The 19,018-nt window shown below is 55.1% G+C and carries 14 protein-coding genes; 3 read left to right on the top strand and 11 right to left on the bottom strand.

Features of this window, described 5'->3' with window-relative positions:
- Positions 1-58 precede the first annotated feature (58 nt).
- The gene (locus Q0835_RS05840; protein ID WP_298959505.1) at positions 59-799 is read right to left on the bottom strand and encodes a glutathione S-transferase family protein; all 741 of its coding nucleotides are present in this window, start codon (positions 797-799) and stop codon (positions 59-61) included.
- 102 nt (positions 800-901) lie between these two features.
- Here Q0835_RS05840 and hemN point away from each other — a divergent pair, with 102 nt between their 5' ends.
- Positions 902-2,266, top strand: coding sequence for an oxygen-independent coproporphyrinogen III oxidase (gene hemN / locus Q0835_RS05835; RefSeq protein WP_298959269.1), 1,365 nt, complete (start codon positions 902-904; stop codon positions 2,264-2,266).
- 48 nt (positions 2,267-2,314) lie between these two features.
- On the opposite strand, the gene Q0835_RS05830 is transcribed toward hemN, so the two are convergent.
- From Q0835_RS05830 to Q0835_RS05805, 6 genes are all read right to left on the bottom strand, one after another.
- Positions 2,315-3,397 (bottom strand): MerR family transcriptional regulator, encoded by a 1,083-nt coding sequence (locus tag Q0835_RS05830; RefSeq protein ID WP_298959266.1) that lies wholly within the window; start codon positions 3,395-3,397, stop codon positions 2,315-2,317.
- Positions 3,398-3,519: 122 nt separating this feature from the next.
- On the bottom strand, positions 3,520-4,233 hold the full coding sequence (locus Q0835_RS05825) for a Crp/Fnr family transcriptional regulator (protein ID WP_298813416.1): 714 nt from the start codon (positions 4,231-4,233) through the stop codon (positions 3,520-3,522).
- 251 nt (positions 4,234-4,484) lie between these two features.
- Entirely contained in the window at positions 4,485-4,826 is a 342-nt protein-coding gene (locus tag Q0835_RS05820; protein ID WP_152502879.1) for a response regulator, read from the bottom strand.
- Between the two features lie 144 nt (positions 4,827-4,970).
- Positions 4,971-5,576 (bottom strand): response regulator, encoded by a 606-nt coding sequence (locus Q0835_RS05815; protein WP_298813419.1) that lies wholly within the window; start codon positions 5,574-5,576, stop codon positions 4,971-4,973.
- 19 nt (positions 5,577-5,595) lie between these two features.
- Positions 5,596-6,789, bottom strand: a complete 1,194-nt coding sequence (locus Q0835_RS05810; protein WP_363324480.1) for a PAS domain S-box protein — start codon at positions 6,787-6,789, stop codon at positions 5,596-5,598.
- Positions 6,790-6,850: 61 nt separating this feature from the next.
- Positions 6,851-8,023 carry a pyridoxal phosphate-dependent aminotransferase gene (locus tag Q0835_RS05805; RefSeq protein WP_298959261.1) on the bottom strand — a complete coding sequence of 391 codons (1,173 nt, stop codon included), beginning with the start codon at positions 8,021-8,023 and terminating at the stop codon, positions 6,851-6,853.
- Between the two features lie 277 nt (positions 8,024-8,300).
- Here Q0835_RS05805 and Q0835_RS05800 point away from each other — a divergent pair, with 277 nt between their 5' ends.
- Positions 8,301-11,822, top strand: a complete 3,522-nt coding sequence (locus Q0835_RS05800; protein WP_298959259.1) for a PAS domain-containing hybrid sensor histidine kinase/response regulator — start codon at positions 8,301-8,303, stop codon at positions 11,820-11,822.
- Between the two features lie 29 nt (positions 11,823-11,851).
- On the opposite strand, the gene Q0835_RS05795 is transcribed toward Q0835_RS05800, so the two are convergent.
- On the bottom strand, positions 11,852-14,344 hold the full coding sequence (locus tag Q0835_RS05795; RefSeq protein WP_298959256.1) for an EAL domain-containing protein: 2,493 nt from the start codon (positions 14,342-14,344) through the stop codon (positions 11,852-11,854).
- A gap of 209 nt (positions 14,345-14,553) precedes the next feature.
- Complete coding sequence (locus Q0835_RS05790; protein ID WP_298813429.1) at positions 14,554-15,240, bottom strand: response regulator transcription factor; 687 nt, start codon at positions 15,238-15,240, stop codon at positions 14,554-14,556.
- A gap of 456 nt (positions 15,241-15,696) precedes the next feature.
- On the opposite strand from Q0835_RS05790, the gene Q0835_RS05785 reads away from it, so the two are divergent.
- Positions 15,697-16,566 carry a thioesterase family protein gene (locus Q0835_RS05785; RefSeq protein ID WP_298813431.1) on the top strand — a complete coding sequence of 290 codons (870 nt, stop codon included), beginning with the start codon at positions 15,697-15,699 and terminating at the stop codon, positions 16,564-16,566.
- Between the two features lie 44 nt (positions 16,567-16,610).
- Here the strand turns inward: Q0835_RS05785 and Q0835_RS05780 are convergent, their stop codons facing one another.
- Both Q0835_RS05780 and Q0835_RS05775 read right to left on the bottom strand, forming a co-directional pair.
- Positions 16,611-17,150 (bottom strand): hypothetical protein, encoded by a 540-nt coding sequence (locus Q0835_RS05780; RefSeq protein WP_298959254.1) that lies wholly within the window; start codon positions 17,148-17,150, stop codon positions 16,611-16,613.
- Positions 17,151-17,298: 148 nt separating this feature from the next.
- On the bottom strand, positions 17,299-18,954 hold the full coding sequence (locus tag Q0835_RS05775; protein WP_298959252.1) for a cisplatin damage response ATP-dependent DNA ligase: 1,656 nt from the start codon (positions 18,952-18,954) through the stop codon (positions 17,299-17,301).
- Between the last annotated feature and the right edge of the window lie 64 nt (positions 18,955-19,018).

Raw genomic sequence — 19,018 nt, 5'->3', positions numbered from 1 at the left:
CATGCTTGATTGCTTCAATCAACATAAGCTGAATGGCAGATCGGCCAATTTGTCAGACTTAAGCCGTTGTACCGGGCAAGGTGACAGGTTTCGGTTCGCTGAAGGGCAACCCCTTAATGCCTTCGAGACTGCAAGCGCGATTGACTGCAGGGCGGTCCTCCAGCTCCTCAATCATGCGTTTAAGATAGGGTGTGCCAAGCGGAGCCCATTTGCCGTCGTTGCGATAGATCTGCGCCCAACGCGCGCAACAGGCTGCATAGTGATCCAGACAAGTCAGCTCCTGTCCCATGAGATACGGACCGCCGCTTGCCCAGATTTCGCGGTCGAGCAGGTCAAAGCTCCGCGCAATCCGCAAGATGAGCCCGTCTGACAGATCTTCGGCCGCCCTTCCTTCCGCAACATATTTGTACGGCTTGAATGAAATCCTCAGTTCCGAATGAAGGGTATTGGAAATGAAGAAAAGCCACTTGAGGAACCGGCCCCGTTCCAAGGAGCCAACAGCCGGACCGAGACAGCCATGCGTCTCGACGAGATGAAGGAGAATGGCACCGGTCTCAAAAAGCGGGGCATCTTGCCCCGGCACTTCCAATACCGGAATAAGGCCTTGCGGATTGAGTTTCAGATAGGCTTCGGAATTCTGCTCTGAACGAAGCCGGTCAACCGGCACATATTGATAGGGCGTCTCCATTTCTTCCAGCACAAGCCGCACAACCAGATTGGCGCTGTCAGGAGATCCATGGAGGCGGTAGGTGCCGGCGGCGGGCTTATCGGAGCGTTTGGGCGTGGTTGATGTGAGCATTTCAGTCAAGCAGTGCCCCTTCCCGGAAATTCTCGCCTGACTTCAAACAGACGCTTGAGCAAGATCAAGGAACGGATCGGCGAAATATCAGAAACAAGAACCATGATGAAAGATCCGCTTTCCTATGCACTGCGCAATGTACCGCGCTACACGAGCTACCCGACTGCGCCCCATTTTCATGACGGCGTCACGGCAGAGACCTATGCAGATTGGCTTCGGGCGGTCACGCCGGCTGACTCGCTCTCGCTTTATCTGCATGTGCCGTTTTGCAGGGAGCTTTGTCATTATTGCGGGTGTCACACCAAAGCAACCCGTCAAGATGCGCCGCTAAAGGCCTATGCCGCGACATTGGGGAAGGAAATTTCTCTTGTCGGTGCGCAACTTCAAAAGGCTGGCCACGTCAGGCACATACATTGGGGCGGTGGCACCCCGAGCTTGCTTCCGCGAGAAAGCCTTGTGGATCTGGCCGGATTGTTGCGGGTGATGTTCAATTTTGCTCCCGACCTTGAACACGCAATCGAACTGGATCCGCGTCTGGTATCCGCCGGTCTGGCGGAGACCTTGGCCACCATCGGCATCAACCGGACCAGCCTTGGCGTTCAGGATTTCGATCCGGATGTGCAAAAAGCGATCGGCAGAATTCAACCCTTTGAGATCGTGGAGCGCGCAACGGCCAATCTCCGAGCAGCCGGTCTAGACGACCTCAATTTCGATCTGATGTATGGACTGCCAGGCCAGTCCAGTGAAACCATCCTCGATACGGTTGAAAAAACCCTTGCGCTGGCGCCGGGGCGGATTGCGCTTTTCGGCTATGCCCATGTGCCCTGGATGCGCAAGCACCAAAAGCTGATTGACGAAAGCACCTTGCCGACAGCTGCTGAACGCATCGCACTGGCTGATCTGGCGAGAGCCGAATTGCTGAAAGCCGGTTATGTTGCCATCGGTCTCGACCATTTCGCACGTGCCGATGACAGCATGGCAATTGCCCTGATGGATGGATCGCTTAAACGGAATTTTCAGGGTTACACGACGGATCAGGGCGAACAATTGATCGGCTTTGGCGTTTCCTCCATCGGCAAGGTGTCGAACGGATACATTCAGAATATGCCGGATGTCGGCAACTGGCGCCGCAGTGTTGAAGCCGGCAAGCTACCGGTGTCGAAGGGACTCGCACTTTCTGCGGACGACCGGTTGCGCGGTCACATCATTGAAGAGTTGATGACCAACTATTCCTGCGATCTCAAGCCCGCCTGCAATGCATTTGGCTTGTCGACCCATGATCTTTCAGACGCTATCGACGCTCTTCAAGATCTTGCAAGAGATGGCCTTGTTCGGCTGGACCTCGGTGCAAACGACAATGCCAAGGTTGAGGTAACGGATGCGGGCCGCCCCTATGTCAGGCTCGCGGCAGCCGCCTTCGATGCCTACCTTTCCGAGGGCAAGGCCCGCCATTCTGCAGCCATCTGAATATTCGTGAAAAGCCCGGACATTCCGGGCTTTTCTTTCACGTAGGACTTAAGGAACCGGCCTCATAAAGAGGCCGTTGAGCGTCTCATCCGGGCATTGCGACAAGCCCCATTCCATTCGCCCGTTCTCAAATTCGACGATATAGATGTCAAAGCCATCGACCCCAACACCGCGGAACTCGACCGATCTCATCTGACCAAGACGCTCAAGTTCTTTGACCACGACCGGCAGTTGCTCCTCGACAAGTGACTTCAAAACAGGCGTCATTTCGACATAGTCCGGTTTTCCCTCGCGATGTTCGCCAATCAGCCGACGCAGTTTCTGTTCACCACCGGCAAAGGGCGTCTTGTTCCGAATTCTGTCCTCCAGTTTGGCTTTCGCCGTCGCAAAGACACCTTCGGCGCACCTTTCAGCTTTCATTTCGAAACCACCTTGGTGCAGGACCAATCCTTCAACCGCGCCTTCCGCATCTCGTGAAAACGTGAACTGTGCCGGTGTCACCTTCAGAAAGAACCTGTCCGGTGCTTCCGCAAAGAGATCGAACTCCGGTTGGCCAAGCAACTCTCCACGCAGTGCCTTGCCGGTTGAGGTGATCCTGATCGCAATACCGTCCTCAAAACGATATTCGCCAGCGCAAGCCTGCAGGTTTTCCCGATCAGGCTCGATCTCCGTTCGGGGACGCGCCTGGTCATATCGCTTCCAAGCATATTCATCCGCTGCTTCGTTCATTTTTGTCTCCTTTGCCAAATCAAGGAGATCACCCATAGACAAGCCTTCTCCAGCCAGGTTCTTGGATTGAAGCTGGGCAACGAGACGGAGGCCGCGTTCAGCCTGTTCCTGACGGGCGGTCAGTATTGTTTTTTGAATGTCCAGCAGTCGGCCGACATCCGTCATTCGCCCTTCCAAAATCTCGGCAATGGCCGACAGACTGAGGCCAAGCTGTTTCAAGCTCAGGATTTCGTTCAGCCTGGCTATGTCTCCAGAGCTGTACAGCCTCCAGTTCTTCTGTGAGCGAACAGGTGACAGAAGACCGTTTGCTTCATAGACCCGGAGAGTTCTCACTGAGATTCCGGTTCGTGCGGCGCACTCCGCCGCAGTCAACAACACATCCTGAGGGCTTGTCTTATCCATGGGAACCTCCTGAACAGGCTCCCTAAGCTATGACCGTAGGTTCGGCTCAAGTCATTATTTGAAAAAAACAAAAAAGAAGGCTGCGGAAACCGCAGCCCAGGGAGGAACATGCCAAGTGGGAGTTAGTGCATGCCGGTCATCTGACAAAGGCTGCAAACTTTGTTCAGATGGATCTTGTCTGCCTTGTCGACCCTGATGACGCCGCGGCGTTTCAAGTCGGACACGACACGACTGACTGTTTCGATGGTCAGTCCGAGATAATCTGCGATTTCCTGCCGGGTCATATGAAGATGAAGATCAAACCCGTCTTGTTCTTCATTGTCCGGTCCAACGCACCCGATACCACCACGGTCGGGAACGAGGTGCATCAGGAAGCTTGCGACACGCTCAACTGCCGACTTGCGCCCAAGGAGCACGGCATGTTCGTGAAGAACACGCATCTGGTTTGTCAGGCAGGTGCTCAGCGTGCGCTGAAGTTCATTGGAGCGCTCGACTTGCTTCAGGTCGATTTCGTTGACTTCGGCTTCGGTAAGTGTCTCGGCGGTACAATCATATTCGTCACTACCGGCCAGGCCAAAAATGTCGCCCGGACGTAGCACTTCAACGACCTGGCGCCGACCGTCGGGCAGGAGCTTGTAGAGCATCACCGACCCTTTGACGAGTTCATAAAGCCGTTTGCTCGGGTCACCCTCGTAGTAGACCACCGAATGGGTGTCATACTGAGCTGCCTTTGCACCGAAAGCCGAAAAGGAGGATGTTTCCGAGGAGAAGACCGGTGCGGCGCTGTGCGCGAAAGATGCACCCTGGCTCGGATTGCTTGCGTCGAAATATGCCATTTTCCCTCCTTCGAGCAGAAATGCCCGGATCTGATCCGCAAACCAGCAGGTGCTTTCCTGTAAGGGGATCCAATCGTCCGAACCCCAAACCGCCCCGTTGCCGATGCAAGCGCCCCGTCCGACGCTCGCCGTTTGCATGATCAAACTTTAGAGACAGAAGTAGAGGGACGAAATTCGGTCGACTGCGTAAGAGGAACTACATATGAGGTGAAAAGACGCGCGATTTTTTGTCGCTGGGTAGGGATTTCTTCTTATCCCATTGCGTCCGAAATCATCTCTATCGACAGCGGTTTGCGCAAAACTTTCAGGTCTGGCAACTCTCGCAACTGGCGCAGAAGATTGGTTCGCGACTTTCCGGAAATTGCAACAATATTGGGAGGTTGCCCAGAATCCAGCAGATCTCGGATTACGTCTGCACCGCTCCTGCCCGGCAGTCCCAGGTCAACAAAGACCCAGTCATCCGTTGCGATGCGCGCCCGGGCGAGGAATGTCTCGCCGTCCGGATATGTTCTGGGACGATGATCGAGATCTTCGAGCGCCATGGCAAGCGCATCTGCAACCGCTTCATCATCCTCTACAATATGAACAACCACGTACTGCAATCCCATGGTCAGGCACAATTACCTGACCTTGCCTTACAGATACTCCAAATTTACAGCTCGGGATGTACGCACAAATACCAGCATGCATCACAGCTTTGAGAGCAAAAGGCAGAATTCTTCGAACTTAACGACGCTTTACGCAGTTGGATGCCCAAGTACAATGCGCACCAGATCAGCCGCGTTCCGAGCCCCAAGCTTCTCCATAATGCGCGCACGATGTACTTCGACAGTCCGCGGACTGATGCCCAGTGTCCGGCCGGCTTCCTTGTTCGAGGCGCCGTCGGTGATCTCCTTGAGTACCTCAAGTTCACGCCGTGTCAGAAGTTCAGCGCCCTGGAATGTCGGGCTTGCAACGTCCCCTTGTTTCTTCATACGGGAGATCCCGTCGCGCACACGCTCCAAGACCGTCTCGGCAGAAAAGGGTTTTTCGATGAAATCGAAAGCGCCGTTGCGAATAGCTTCAACAGCCATCGGGATGTCGCCCTGGCCCGAGATGATAAAAATCGGTGCCGGGTAGTTTTCAGCATTGAGAGACTTCAAGATCTCAATTCCCGAACGGCCTGGCATATGCACATCCAGCATGACGCATGCCGGAACAGCCTTGCTGGCCGATTCGATAAATGTGTCGCCGTCGGAAAATGTCTCGACCACATATCCTTCCATATTGAAAAGAACAGACAGCGCGTCTCGCACCGCAGGGTCATCATCAACGATGTAAATGGCCTCCGCGTCAGCTTTCATGTGGACGTATTCCTCGCTCTTAATCTTCTGTCGTGGCAGAACCGGATGGCTCGACCATATCTTCGTCTTTCGGTTCGACCGGCAAGGTCAAAACGAATGACGCTCCACCATCCTTGTTATTCTCCAGTCTCAAATCACCGCCGTGATTTTGCGCGATTGAGCGGGAGATTGCCAATCCCAGACCGACACCCTTGTGTTTTGCGCCTGAAAAGGCTCGAAAGAGATTGCCTGCAAGCTCTTCAGGAACACCCGGGCCATTGTCTGTGACCCGAAACTCCAAGGTGTCGCCAATCCGGGAAACGGACAGGAAAACTTTTTTCTGCGGCACGTCTATCACTGCTTCGCGTGCGTTGCGAAGAAGATTGATCAAAATCTGACGGATTTGAACAGGGTCTGCCTGCAGCATTGGCAGTTCTTTGGAAACATTCGCCTGCAGATAGGCGTATCCGTCGGAACTCCCGAGCTCTGCCATTTCCACACAGGTCTTGATGAAGTCCTCAACCTGAATGGTCTGCCGTTCTGGAGCTTTCTTTTCCACCAGCTGGCGCATGCGCTGGATAATTTCGCTGGCGCGTTCGGCTTCACGCACCGCTTTGCCGATCACATCAACAATGAGCGGATCCAGTGAGTCTTCGGCATTGGCCTTGCGGGAAACGGACTGCAGATAAAGCAGGACAGCCGTCAAAGGCTGATTGAGTTCATGAGCAATAGCTGCGCCCATCTCATCCAGAGCGCTGATCCGGGTCATGTGCAGCAATTGCGCTTGTGTCTTGGACAAGCGGTCTTCCATTGCCTTGCGCGGTCGCAGATCCCGCAAGATACCGATGAACTGGCGTCCAAAATGCGTCCCGGCTTCACCCACGGACAGTTCGATTGGGAAAACCGTGCCATCCTTATGTTGCGCCTGTACTTCCCGGCCGATGCCGATGATTTTCTTTTCACCGGTGGAAATGTAGTTGTGCATGTATTGCTTGTGCTGGCTCGCGTAGTGATGGGGCATGATGCGGCTGACATCCCGGCCCAGCAGATCCGCGGCCTCGTAGCCGAACAACTGTTCGCAGGCCTTGTTGAAAGCAAGAATCTGACCGCGCTCGTTGATGACCACGATGCCGTCTGCGGCTGTATCGAACACGCTTGCAAGACGCGCTTCCGATACGGCTGCGTTTTCCTCTTCCCGCTCTATTACGCCGTCCTGCCCCATACCGACACTCAAATGGATTCCACGCCATTTAAGGTTTAGGGGCTTTTACGTATCCGAACAACCCACCCGGCACCTAAATCGCTGTCAGCCAAGAATTAATTCGGTCAATGGCCGTTTCCAGATGGTCTGTGCGGCGGGCGTAGCACAGGCGAAGATGGTTCTCACCGCCAACACCAAAGGCGGTGCCCGGCGCGAGACCGACGCCGGTTTGACGAACAAGGTCGAGGGCGAACTGGCGAGTGTCTTCAACACCGTCTATGGAGAAAAACAGATAGAACGCACCGTCCGGCGCCTGAATGTTCACTCGGTCAACCTTATTTAGCCCTTCAACAACGCAGTGTCGGCCTCTTTCGGCTCTTGCCACCTGCTGTTTCAGGAAATCATGTCCTTCGCTCAAAGCAGCGACCGCGCCCCACTGAGAATAGGACGGCACACCGGACGTCGAATATTGAATGAGGTTTTCGATCACCTGGCCAAGGACCGGCGGAGCCGAGATCCATCCAATACGCCATCCGGTCATGGCCCAGTTCTTGGACATGGAGTTGACGAACAGGATCTTGTCTTCCTCGTCCGCCACATCATAGAATGAGGGGGCCCGACGTCCCTCTCCATAGTAAAACAAGGCGTAAATCTCATCAGCGATGATCCAGAGATCATGTTTTCTTGCAAGCGCTACAAAATCCTTGAGAAGCTGACGGTCTGCAACCCACCCGGTTGGATTGCATGGCGAATTCAAAAAGAGTGCCGATGTTCTTGGCGTGATGGCGGCCTCAATGTCATCCAGGTGGAGCTGCCACCCGCTATCGGATTCCCGCATGGGCACGCGAACCGCTTGAGCACCGTGAATTTCCACCGCGGCAGTGATGTTTGGCCAGGTCGGCGACGGAACGATCACCTCCTGGTCTGCGCCCGAAACAGCCTGAACGGCGAGCTGGATGGATTGCATGCCGGACCCGGTCACGAAAAAACGTTCCGGAGAAAATGATCGACCGTAGAGATCTGAATGATAGGTGGCCAGCGCTTCACGCAGTTGCGGAATGCCGCGCTGGTAGGTGTAAAAGGTTTCGCCGCGGTCCAGTGAAGCTTTTGCCGCGTCGCATATGAATGCGGGCGTCGGCAAGTCTCCCTCTCCTGCCCAAAGGGGGATCAGATCTTCCCGGCCCCGGCCAGCATTGAACACTTCAACAATTCCGCTTTCCGGAGCGTTTCTGGCTTCCGGGCTCAGTTGGTCTATCAGGCTGGTCACGCCGACTCCTTGCTTTCCTTGCACCAAGCTTACTTACTTTGCCGCCATTTGTTTCATGAAAGGATGTGAAGAAGACTTCACCAATGGTGATCAATCGCTCGAACAATCCGTGCAAAATACAAGGAATGCCGATGTTGTTCACAAGGCGAATGGACAGAACCACTTAGCTGTGGTCGGATCACAAAATTGCGAAGCTGAATGCCACTGCGCAGAGACGCAAGGGCAATCATCATCTGGCGTAATGCCAAACCGGACGGGAGGACGGTAAAACCAGACCATGCTGCATGGATGGCTCGTGATCTTAACCGCAACGGCCTACATCCTGTGTCTGTTCGCGATTGCAAGCTACGGCGACCGGATGAGACGGCGTTTTTCGTCGCGCTCTGGCGGCCGACCGTTTATCTATGCCTTGTCGCTGTCTGTGTACTGTACCTCCTGGACATTTTTCGGCTCTGTTGGCAACGCCAGCCGAACCGGTATTGAATTCCTGACGATCTATATCGGCCCACTGCTCGTCTTTGCGCTCGGCTATCCGTTGCTGCAGCGGATAATCCAGATCTCCAAGACAGAGAGCATCACCTCGATCGCCGACTTTATCGGCGCCCGATACGGCAAGAGCCAGTCGGTTGCCGCTCTCGCCACGCTGATCGCCGTCATCGGTGTCATTCCCTATATCGCTCTGCAGCTCAAAGCCCTGTCACTGTCGATCACCACGATGGCCGGATCTCTGATCTCGCCCGGCTTTATTTTCGCGCCGATTTTTGACGACATAACCCTGATGATCGCGCTCGGCATGGCGATCTTCAGCTGGGCCTTCGGCACACGGCACATAGACGCCACCGAGCACCAGGAAGGACTGATGCTGGCCATCGCGGCTGAAGCGGTGGTCAAGTTGCTCGCCTTTCTGGCGGTCGGCATATGGGTCACCTATTTCATGTTCGAAGGTCCGCTCGACCTCGTCCGCGCAATCTCGGAAGCTCCGGAAGTCGCTCAGGTTTTCGACCAACCCATCAATATCGGCAACTGGCTCGTCATGTCCTGTCTGTCGGCCTTTGCCGTCATTTTGTTGCCGCGTCAGTTTCATGTCACCGTGACGGAAAACAATTCCGACGAAGAGTTGCGCCGGGCCACCTGGATGTTTCCGCTTTATCTGGTGCTGATCAATCTTTTCGTTATTCCGATTGCCGCTGCCGGCATGCTCAGGTTCGGCCAGGACATCAACCCTGACACCTATGTTCTGGCACTGCCGATAGATGCAGGTCAGTACTGGCTGGCCATGTTTGCGTTCATTGGCGGTCTGTCTGCTGCGACCGCCATGGTGATCGTCGCCACTGTTGCGCTGTCCATCATGATTTCAAATGACATTGTGGTGCCCCTGCTGCTGCGCCGTCACAGCGAAGAGGACATTGTCAACGCAAACGGCCGCGACATGAGCAGACGGCTCCTGACCATCAGGCGTCTGGCGATCTTCGGCATCCTGCTGCTTGCCTATGCCTACTACAAAGCGGCTGGCAATACCGCAGCTCTTGTGTCCATTGGCCTGTTGTCATTTGCGGCGATTGCACAGTTTGCACCGGCCTTTGTCGGTGCCCTCTTTTGGCGCCGGGCAACCTCGCTCGGTGCTATTTCCGGTCTTTGCGGCGGCTTCATTGTCTGGGCCTATACGCTATTGCTGCCGACTTTTGCGAAGTCCGGCCTTTTTTCCGACGGTTTCCTGGCAACCGGCCCTTTCGGCATTGGATGGCTGCAACCCCAGGCGCTTCTCGGCATTGAGATCGATCCGTTCATACACGGCACGCTCTGGAGCCTTGCCGTCAATATCTGCCTTTTTGTCGGCGCTTCTTTCATTCGAAAGCCGCTCCCGGCGGAAACCATCCAGGCAAACGTGTTCGTCCCGGCAAAGCTGGCCCCCTCGCCCAACTTGCGGTACTGGCGCACCTCCGTGACGGCGGGCGATCTCCAGGCAACTGTTGCGCGCTATCTTGGCGACGTGAGAACCGAACGTTCCTTTCAGCGGTTCGCCAGCGAACGTGGCAAGGAGCTGGACCCGAATATGATGGCCGATGCCAACCTGCTCAGATTTTCAGAGCAGCTCTTGGCAAGCGCGATTGGAGCTGCCTCCTCTCGCCTAGTACTCACATTGATGTTGAAGCGGCACGACCCCTCCACGAAGGGTGCGGTCAAGCTGCTCGACGATGCCTCCATGGCGATCCAATACAACAGGGATCTGCTGCAAACGGCGCTTGATCAGGTTCGGCAGGGCATCGGCGTGTTCGACCGGGATCTCAGGCTGATCTGCTGGAACCGCCAATTCCGCGACCTCCTCGGATTGCCAGCAGAATATGGGCAGGTCGGCACGACGCTGGATGCAATCGTGAGGTTCAATGCCGAACGCGGCGAGCACGGGGCGGGTCCGGTGGAGGCAATTGTTGCAGACCGCCTGGAAAAACTGGTGCTGGTGCAGGAGACCTTTCAAGAAAGACTGGCCTCCAACGGAACGGTATTTGAAGTGCGCATCAGTCCAATGCCCGATGGTGGCATCGTGACGACCTATACGGACATTACCGAGCGGGTGATGGCGGAAGATGCGCTGGCACGGGCTAACGAAACACTGGAACGCCGCGTGCGCGAACGCACAGAAGAGCTGACCTCTGTCAATGAACGCCTCGTTGAAGCGACCCACGCCGCAGAAGAAGCCAACATCGGCAAGACGAGGTTTCTTGCAGCAGCCGGCCACGACATCCTGCAGCCGCTCAACGCCGCCCGTCTTTATGCCTCTGTTCTGGTGGACAAACTCAAGGACGGTGAAGACGGTTCACTTGTCCGCAATGTCGAAACAGCGCTGGAATCCGTTGAAGATATCATCGGTGCGGTGCTCGATATTTCCCGGTTGGATACAGGAGCGTTGAAGCCGGAACCAACCGTCTTTCGGCTGGATGAAATCCTGCGGGGAATTGCCCTGGACTTCCAGCCTGTTGCTGAGGAGAAAGGGCTGGAGCTGCGAATTGTTCCAACGTCTCTATCCGTTCGGACGGACCGCCGTCTGTTACGGCGGCTGCTCCAAAACCTCGTCTCAAACGCGTTGAAATACACGCAGAAAGGCCGCGTGCTCGTTGGCTGCCGCAGACGCGGCAAACGCATTCTGGTTGAAATCCACGACACCGGCATGGGCATTCCCAAAAGCAAGCAAAAGGCGATCTTTCAGGAATTCCATCGACTGGATGACGGAATGCGCGTGGCAAAGGGTCTCGGGCTCGGACTTTCAATCGTCGAACGAATTTCCCATGTACTGCAACACCCCGTGGAATTGCGTTCAGAGGCCTACAAAGGCTCCTGTTTTTCGGTCGAATTGCCTCGCTCGGCAGCCTTGCCGGATCTCACACCGGTTCAGCAGATGCCCGCATCATTGGGACAGCTGGACGGCCTATGCGTGGTTGCGATCGACAACGAACCCGATATCCTCAGCGGAATGCAGCACTTGCTTTCCAGCTGGAATTGCAGAGTGTTCACCGCCGCGGACGACACAGAAGCGGCAGCCAAACTGAATGAAGCCGGCCTGACACCCGATGTGATCCTTGCCGACTACCACCTGGACAATGGGACCGGCATTGAAGCCATTGTCAGATTGAGATGGAAATTCGGAAACCAGATCCCGGCGATCCTGATCACGGCAGACAGAAGCCGGGCCGTCAGAACGGAAGCTGGCGAAAAAGACATCAGCTTCTTCAACAAACCGGTCAAGCCGGCTGCACTAAGGGCACATCTGGCGCGTTGTCAGGCAGGTCAGGCAGCAGAGTAACTTACAAGGTATTGTGGCCAGGACGCTGTTCAACTGGCCGGCTTCAAAAGCCCGGCCACCGGCGAATTCTCTTCAGAAACAGGCTGGTCCCAGTCTTCGTTCACAACGTCGGTGATCTTCATCGGGTTCGCATTCGGCTTGCCGAAATAGTAGCCCTGCATTGTGTCACATCCAAGCGTGCGTAAGGCGTCGACCTGAAACTTGCGCTCGACACCCTCCGCTGTCACTTCAAGACCAAGATTGTGGGCAAGTGCAATCACCGCCGAAATGATGGCCAGCCCGTCGCTGCGCTCACCGATTTCGTCCACGAATGACTTGTCTATCTTGATCTTGTCGAATTTGTACTGCCGCAGATACGAAAGCGACGAATAGCCCGTTCCGAAATCGTCAAGCGCAATGTGAATGCCGAGTTCGCGCAGTTTCGCAAGTTTGGTGGAAGCTGTTCCGAAATCCTTCAGGAAGACGGATTCCGTGATCTCCAGAACCAACCGCTCGGGCGGGAAGCCGGTTTCAGCCAGCACAGCTGTAACCTGCTCGACGAGATTTGGATCCATAAACTGAACCGGTGACAAATTGACGGCAATACTGTTCAGCTCCGGGCACTGCGCTGCGGCGGCGCAGGCACGTTTGAGAACCCAGTTCCCCAATGGCAAGATCAGGCCCGCATGTTCAGCAATAGGAATGAATGTGTCCGGGCCAATTTCGCCACGCGTCGGGTGGAACCAGCGCACAAGCACTTCACTGGATACGACCTTGCCAGTGCGCGCATCGACAATCGGCTGGAACTCGGTTGCCAGTTTGCCGTATTCAAACGCCTCGCGCAGATCGGCTTCCATTTCCCGGCGCTCACGGACTTCCCGCTCCATGTCGGCTTCAAACGCAAGTGCCCTGCCGCGTCCGCTTTCCTTGGCCTTGTAAAGCGCAATATCCGCCTTGCGCATCAGATCATCGACTGTGTCGGCGTCATCGCGAAGGCGCGTGAAACCAACCGTTGCGCCAATAGCAAAATCTCGGCGGCCAATCCGAAATGGCTTGCGGGTCACATTGACCATTTCCTCGGCGAATGCACTTGCTGCCTGATCGCTCACGAACTGCCCAAGGGCGGCAAATTCGTCACCACCAAATCTTGCAAGGACCGTTCTGCCTTCGCTGATTGAGGAAAAGCGGCTCGCGACCTGTCGCAACAACTCATCTCCGGCCGGGTGCCCGCTTGTATCGTTGACAACCTTGAAGTTGTCCAGGTCGATAAGGAACAGCGTCAAAGTCGTCCGGCCGGTTTTTGACTGTTCTTCAAGCAACTGCTCAGCCTGTTTCAGGAACCAGCTTCGGTTGCCTATTCCAGTCAGGGAATCGTGTTCGGCAAGATGTGAGACAAGTGCGTTAGCCCGCCGTGTCTCGGTGATATCTGACGCCACGCCGCGATATCCTGCAAAGAACCCATGATCGTCATAAACCGGGCGGGCAGACAGGGACCACCAGCGCTCGTCGCCCTTTACATCCACCCCGATAACTCTGTCGCGGAATGTCTTTTGAAGTTCCAGCGCTTCTTCCAGGTCGCCGACAACATCACGTGCTTCGCTTTCGTCGAGCGAATAAGCGAGGTCCACCATGCGCAATGTTTCAAGTTCGTCTTGTGTTCTGCCGCTGGCGTGAACAAAACGCTCAGAGATATTGCGCAACGTGCCCTGGCTGTCCGCTTCCCAGATCCAGTCGCTGGCCTTTTCTTCAAATTCATTAAGAAGTAAAGCGATCAACTCTCCGCGGTGTTCAAGTTCGGCCTCCGCCAGGAAGTGAGATGCGAACAGCCACCCTGCGGACGCCACGCTGCAGACGATCACGACCGCATAACTCGAAAGCAGAAACAATAACGGCCAGGTGGATGCACTCGGATCGATGGAAAGCGACAGGACTGAGGCAATGAAAATAATGGCCACCCATCGAATGGCTGCCTGAGGAACAGTCGCAAGAGCAAACCCGCCACCGCAGATCATGCCGGTGGTCACACAAGAGGCGATCCAGATAGCGTTTGCATCACCGCTCGAAAACGCAGCGATCGGCACAACGGCCCATAAAGCGCTGAAGATCGTGGCATGGGAAACCGCTTTGTCGAGTGCCCGCCGGGAGGCCGACTCGATGGGAGACCGGCTGGCACTGATCCATTTGCTCGTTGTGAGCGTCAAAAGTCCGACGACGGCAGCCAGCCAGCCAAAGACGACCACGTTCGGCAGAATTCCCAAGAAGACAGGGACAATGACAATGGCATTGATCAAGTTCGCCAACACAGTGAAAGGTGTCAGGCGAGCAATACTGGAGATCTGCGCCGCGCGAACCTTGCGTGCAACGTCCTCCTCAACGACCGGATACCCGAAAGACAGAAGAAAGGCCCTGGTTGGATCGGAATCCTGCTGACCGGTCGGGGTGACCGTGCGATCTTTTAGCTCTCCCTGGACTGTCTTGCCAGTCGAAAGGAATGCCCTGCCGATCGTCAGCAAGACCAGTTTCCAGTGGGCGCTAAAGCGCATTTTGTCTCCGCGATTGCTACTCGAAACTTGAGCGCGGAATCTCCCCGCAGGACGAGCTATAGGGGAATACCCTGAAGGTCCGGTAAAGACGCCCGAATAGAATCGACAGGAATTTCAAATTACTTTAGGGGAAGCGCGCAAACAGGGTGGTTCTTGCACTGGCAGAAACCGGGCAGAATTCGGGTCTATTTGCCAAAGCGCTGACCGCTTTAGCGCGCTTCTGCAGCTTTCGTTTCTTCTTCGCCGCCAAGCTGCCACTGGCCGGCTTCAATCTTCGACGCTTCAATCACGGCCTGGGTGCGGCTTTCCACACCCAGTTTTTGCAGGATCGCTGAAACGTGGGCTTTCACGGTTGCCTCTGATACCGACAGCTCATAGGCGATCTGCTTGTTCAAAAGTCCTTCAGAAAGCATCATCAGAACCCGCACCTGCTGCGGTGTGAGCGTGGACAAACGCTGCACAAGATCACTGCCACCGTCATCAGCTGACAAATCAACATCCGGCGGTGTCCAGACATTCCCGTTCATGACTTCGGAAATCGCCTGCCGGATGACTTCAATACCATGCGACTTCGGGATGAAACCTGATGCACCGAACTCAATCGCACGCCGAATGGCTTGAGGATCCTCATTGGCGGAAACAACCACGACCGGCACTCCAGAAAACTGTGCCCGCAAATACATGAGACCTGAGAAGCCACGCATGCCCGGCATGGTCAAATCCAGGAGAATCAGATCCGCATCCCCGTCCTGTTCCAGGCGTGTTGTGACGTCTTCAAGCGCACCAGCCTCTTCTATTGAGGCATTTGGAAACTGGGTCTCGAGCGTCTGACGCAGGGCGCCACGAAACAAGGGATGATCGTCTGCGATGATAAACTTGTACGTTGTCGCCGACACGTTGTTTTCCTCCCTCAACGGTCCTTTTGCAGCACAGTCCCCCGTCCAACGAATTGGGACATCCCTGTGCCTTAGACCATTTGGTTATCGAGCGTGACACTCATTCTTGCGGCCTTTAGTTCAGTATGTTTGCAACAAGGAGAACTCGCAAGTCAAACCATGCTTTTGGCGAACCCGTATTATTCGCAAATGCACCGCGGCAAGGAACAATGACCTAACCTTACGCTGAATAACCTAAGTATTAATTGCACCATGCAGCACAGCTCCCCAAACAACCCAGAGTTTATTTCACTTATGCGAAGTGAATTTATGAATGGATGCAGTATCCATTCACCCGTGAGCGTATTTTTTCCACAGACTACATTTGCTGTTGATAATTTACGTAAAGACAGCAACAAATGAACTTGCAAGCGATTGCACACATAATCAAAATCACTGGGCATACGATTTTAAATAATGACAATTCAGGCAACGCTATTTTCGTTTGTCAATCGCTGGGAATGCGATGAAAACGACCATCTTAACGTGCAGTTCTACTTCAACCGGTTCGAAGAGGCGGATCGTCAGTTTCGACTCATCTCGGGCCTGAGCGAAACCCTTGTCGGCGCAAGAAGGGTCCGACACGTCAGATTTCACAAAGAGCTGCGCACCGGCGACCTCATCACCGTTCAGTCGAGTGTTGCCTTCGACGGTCCACATATGTTGACCGTCATTCACGAGTTGCGGGATGGTGGCACCGGAATGCTGGCCGCGACGGCACTCGATGGTTATGAGCCAAATGCAAGTTCAGCCAAGAACCTCCGCCAGAGATTTTCGGATTATCAGACACCGATGATTTCCGAGGCCTCACCAAGAGGCCTCTCGGCCGGCCCTGCCGGCCTTCGAACGACGTTGCCCGGAGTGCAGTCAAAGGGCGCTCAGATCTGCTATCGGGGCACCGTCCTGCCGCGTGATATCGGCATTGACAACAAGGCAGACGATCAGTTCGCGTTGTCATGTTGTACCGACGGTGTTGCTCATGTTTGGCAACGCACACCGATGACGCATTCATATCTTTCCGAAAACGGTTTTGGTCGTGTTGCGGTGGAAATGAAACTCACATGGGCGACACCCTTAAAAACGGGTGACACAGTGATCGTGGCGACTGGATTTACCGGTGTGGGTCCAAAAACGTTCTCGATGCGCCACCATCTGTTCGAAAGCCGCACCGGCCGCCTGGCAGCCACACTTGACGTTGTTGCACTCACTATGGATCTAGAGGCACGGCAAGCCGTTTCTTTGCCCCAAGAGGCACATCAGGCCATCAACAAGATGCTGATCGATTGACGTCGGTAAAACCTGAAAATCTCGAAAATGGGAGTGAAGGAAAATTAGTTCCCTTCACCTTCGAAATCGCGCTGAAGCTCGCGCACCATACCGAAGAACCTGCGCATCGCGCTTTCGGTAAAGGTCATCATTTGCTCTAGCTCTTTCTCGTCCTTTTCGTTCAGGCGCGAGGTTTCATTTTCAGAACCTGTCTCCGGATCCGCCTTTTCCGGTGCCTTTCCCGGCGGCACTATTGCGCCATCGCCGGCCCCGTCTTCCAACTCTTGAAGCCGTGCCGTGAGACGGTCAACCTCTTCCGCAAGATCGTTGATCTCGGCAAGATACGCATCTTCCGCGAGGGGCACCGGATTGCACCGCCAGGAGGCACTCTGTTCCTTGCAGACCGACACAGTGCCGTTTTGCCGATCAACCCTCAGAATATCATCGTCAACGGCGACCAGCGAATAGCGATCAGCCGCGCCGCCTGTAACCGCTTCGATATCTTCCGGAGAGACCCTGCTCTCGGCACCGACTGAAGTGGCGAAAATCATTGCGGCCACAATGGCACTCAGAAGGGAAAGAAACCACGTGTTGCGGTTTGACATTATGTGTCTCCAGTTACAGAACACGGCGTCTTCTGACACCCGCGCACTCAACAGGTGCCACAATTCCGTGTCCAAAGCACGGCCAATTGCCGATATTTCAAGACCTTCATCCGTCTCAAACCACCAGGACCGTTCGGCACACCGGGAGTTACCCTTCCACCGGCAGCAGCGCCTGGAGGGTTTCGATGCGGTCTGCTTCGGAAGGGGGCTTGTCCCATCTCAGCCGTGAAATTCTCGGAAAACGCATGGCAATTCCAGACTTGTGGCGCGTTGAGCGGTTCAATCCCTCAAAAGCAACTTCCAGAACCAATCCCTTTTCCGGATCGTGACTGACTTCGCGAACCGGGCCGAAGCGATTGATTGTGTTGTTGCGGACAAACCGGTCAATTTCACGCAGTTCCTCGTCAGTGAACCCGAAATATGCCTTGCCGACAGGGACAAGTTCCGGTCCGTCATCCCCATGGCGCCAAACACCAAATGTGTAGTCTGAATAAAACGATGACCGTTTGCCATGACCTCGCTGTGCATACATAAGCACTGCGTCGACCAGTTTCGGTTCCCGTTTCCATTTGAACCAGAGGCCCTTTGGCCGCCCGGTTACATAGGGCGTTTCCCATCCCTTGAGCATCACACCTTCGACGGCTTCTGCGTTGCCGTCCTTCAGCAACTCCGCCGGCTCTGCACGGGCTTCAGCTATTTCCTTCCAGGATGATGCAGGCACCATGTCGGAGATTTCGACCCGCGGTTCCGACAACGTGGCAACAAAGGCTTCGAGTTTCTTGCGCCGTTCGCGGAAGGACAAACTGCGTAGATCTTCGCCCTTAAGATAAAGCAGATCGTATGCGCGGATAGCGGCCGGGTAGTCCCGCAACAATTTTGGGCCGGCGGTCTTTCGGTTGAGGCGCTTTTGCAAATCCGAAAACGGACGCACCTTGTTCTGCGACACGATCAGAAGCTCGCCATCAATGCAGGCGTCAAACGCGAGGATGTCCATGATGTCGGGGAATGCCTTTGAAATGTCCTCTCCGGTTCGGCTGTACAGGCGTTTCACCGGTTCACCTTGACGGTTTGTACCCGACGACGCCTGGACCCGGATACCGTCCCATTTCCATTCAACGGCAAAGTCCGCTGCTGCCAGCAGCTCAAGGTCTTTGGTCTCGTCGAGCGGATGCGCGAGCATAACCGGCCGGAACGGTGCGGGATCATCAATGTCAGGCTGTTCGGCCTTACCTTCCGCCCAGGCAAAAAGTGCTTCGTATGGGGGTGCCATGCCGTGCCAGACCTCTTCGACCTGCGCGACATTCAACGAGCCCAGTTTCGCAACCGATGATTTTGCAAGGCGCGCCGAGACACCAACGCGCAAACCACCGGTGACGAGTTTCAGCAGGGCCCATCGGCCGGTTTCGTCAAGGGTATCCAACCAGCCGATCAAAAGGCGGGGAACGTCTGTTTTGCCGGCGTGTTCAAGTTGGTCGACAATATCGGCAATGTCGGGTGCAGGAGCATTTTTGCTATCAGTCTGCGATTTCTCAGGTGCAGGCCACATAAGCGCAATGGTTTCCGACAAGTCTCCAACGAAATCATAGGAAAGCGCGAAGAGCACTGGATCCGTGCGATCGCTCACCAACGCACGCAGGAGAGCCGGTTTGGCATTCTTGAATGTCAGTCCGCCCGTCAAAGCCGCAAGCGCATAGCCGCGATCCGGGTCCGAGGTCTCCTGGAAATATCTGACCAGCAACGCCTCTTTTGCGAGACGTCTGGGCTCTAACGAGAGCCTGTCGAGCAGTTTCGAAAAGGAACGCATAAAACCAATACCAACCGGGAAAGCTTGTGTGTTGCAAGTCTTTCCCGGTTAAGTGTCTCAATCA

The organism is uncultured Roseibium sp. (genome assembly GCF_947499295.1).
Classification (GTDB): Bacteria; Pseudomonadota; Alphaproteobacteria; order Rhizobiales; family Stappiaceae; genus Roseibium.
The sequence above is the reverse complement of the archived record's forward strand: the minus strand, read 5'-3'. Positions and strand labels throughout refer to the sequence as shown.

Bases quoted from the DNA above. Each gene is read 5' to 3' on its own strand.
- Q0835_RS05840 (WP_298959505.1), bottom strand. From the start codon at position 799: ATGCTCACATCAACCACGCCCAAACGCTCCGATAAGCCCGCCGCCGGC.
- hemN (WP_298959269.1), top strand. From the start codon at position 902: ATGATGAAAGATCCGCTTTCCTATGCACTGCGCAATGTACCGCGCTAC.
- Q0835_RS05830 (WP_298959266.1), bottom strand. From the start codon at position 3,397: ATGGATAAGACAAGCCCTCAGGATGTGTTGTTGACTGCGGCGGAGTGC.
- Q0835_RS05825 (WP_298813416.1), bottom strand. From the start codon at position 4,233: ATGGCATATTTCGACGCAAGCAATCCGAGCCAGGGTGCATCTTTCGCG.
- Q0835_RS05815 (WP_298813419.1), bottom strand. From the start codon at position 5,576: ATGAAAGCTGACGCGGAGGCCATTTACATCGTTGATGATGACCCTGCG.
- Q0835_RS05800 (WP_298959259.1), top strand. From the start codon at position 8,301: ATGCTGCATGGATGGCTCGTGATCTTAACCGCAACGGCCTACATCCTG.
- Q0835_RS05795 (WP_298959256.1), bottom strand. From the start codon at position 14,344: ATGCGCTTTAGCGCCCACTGGAAACTGGTCTTGCTGACGATCGGCAGG.
- Q0835_RS05785 (WP_298813431.1), top strand. From the start codon at position 15,697: ATGACAATTCAGGCAACGCTATTTTCGTTTGTCAATCGCTGGGAATGC.
- Q0835_RS05780 (WP_298959254.1), bottom strand. From the start codon at position 17,150: ATGTCAAACCGCAACACGTGGTTTCTTTCCCTTCTGAGTGCCATTGTG.
- Q0835_RS05775 (WP_298959252.1), bottom strand. From the start codon at position 18,954: ATGCGTTCCTTTTCGAAACTGCTCGACAGGCTCTCGTTAGAGCCCAGA.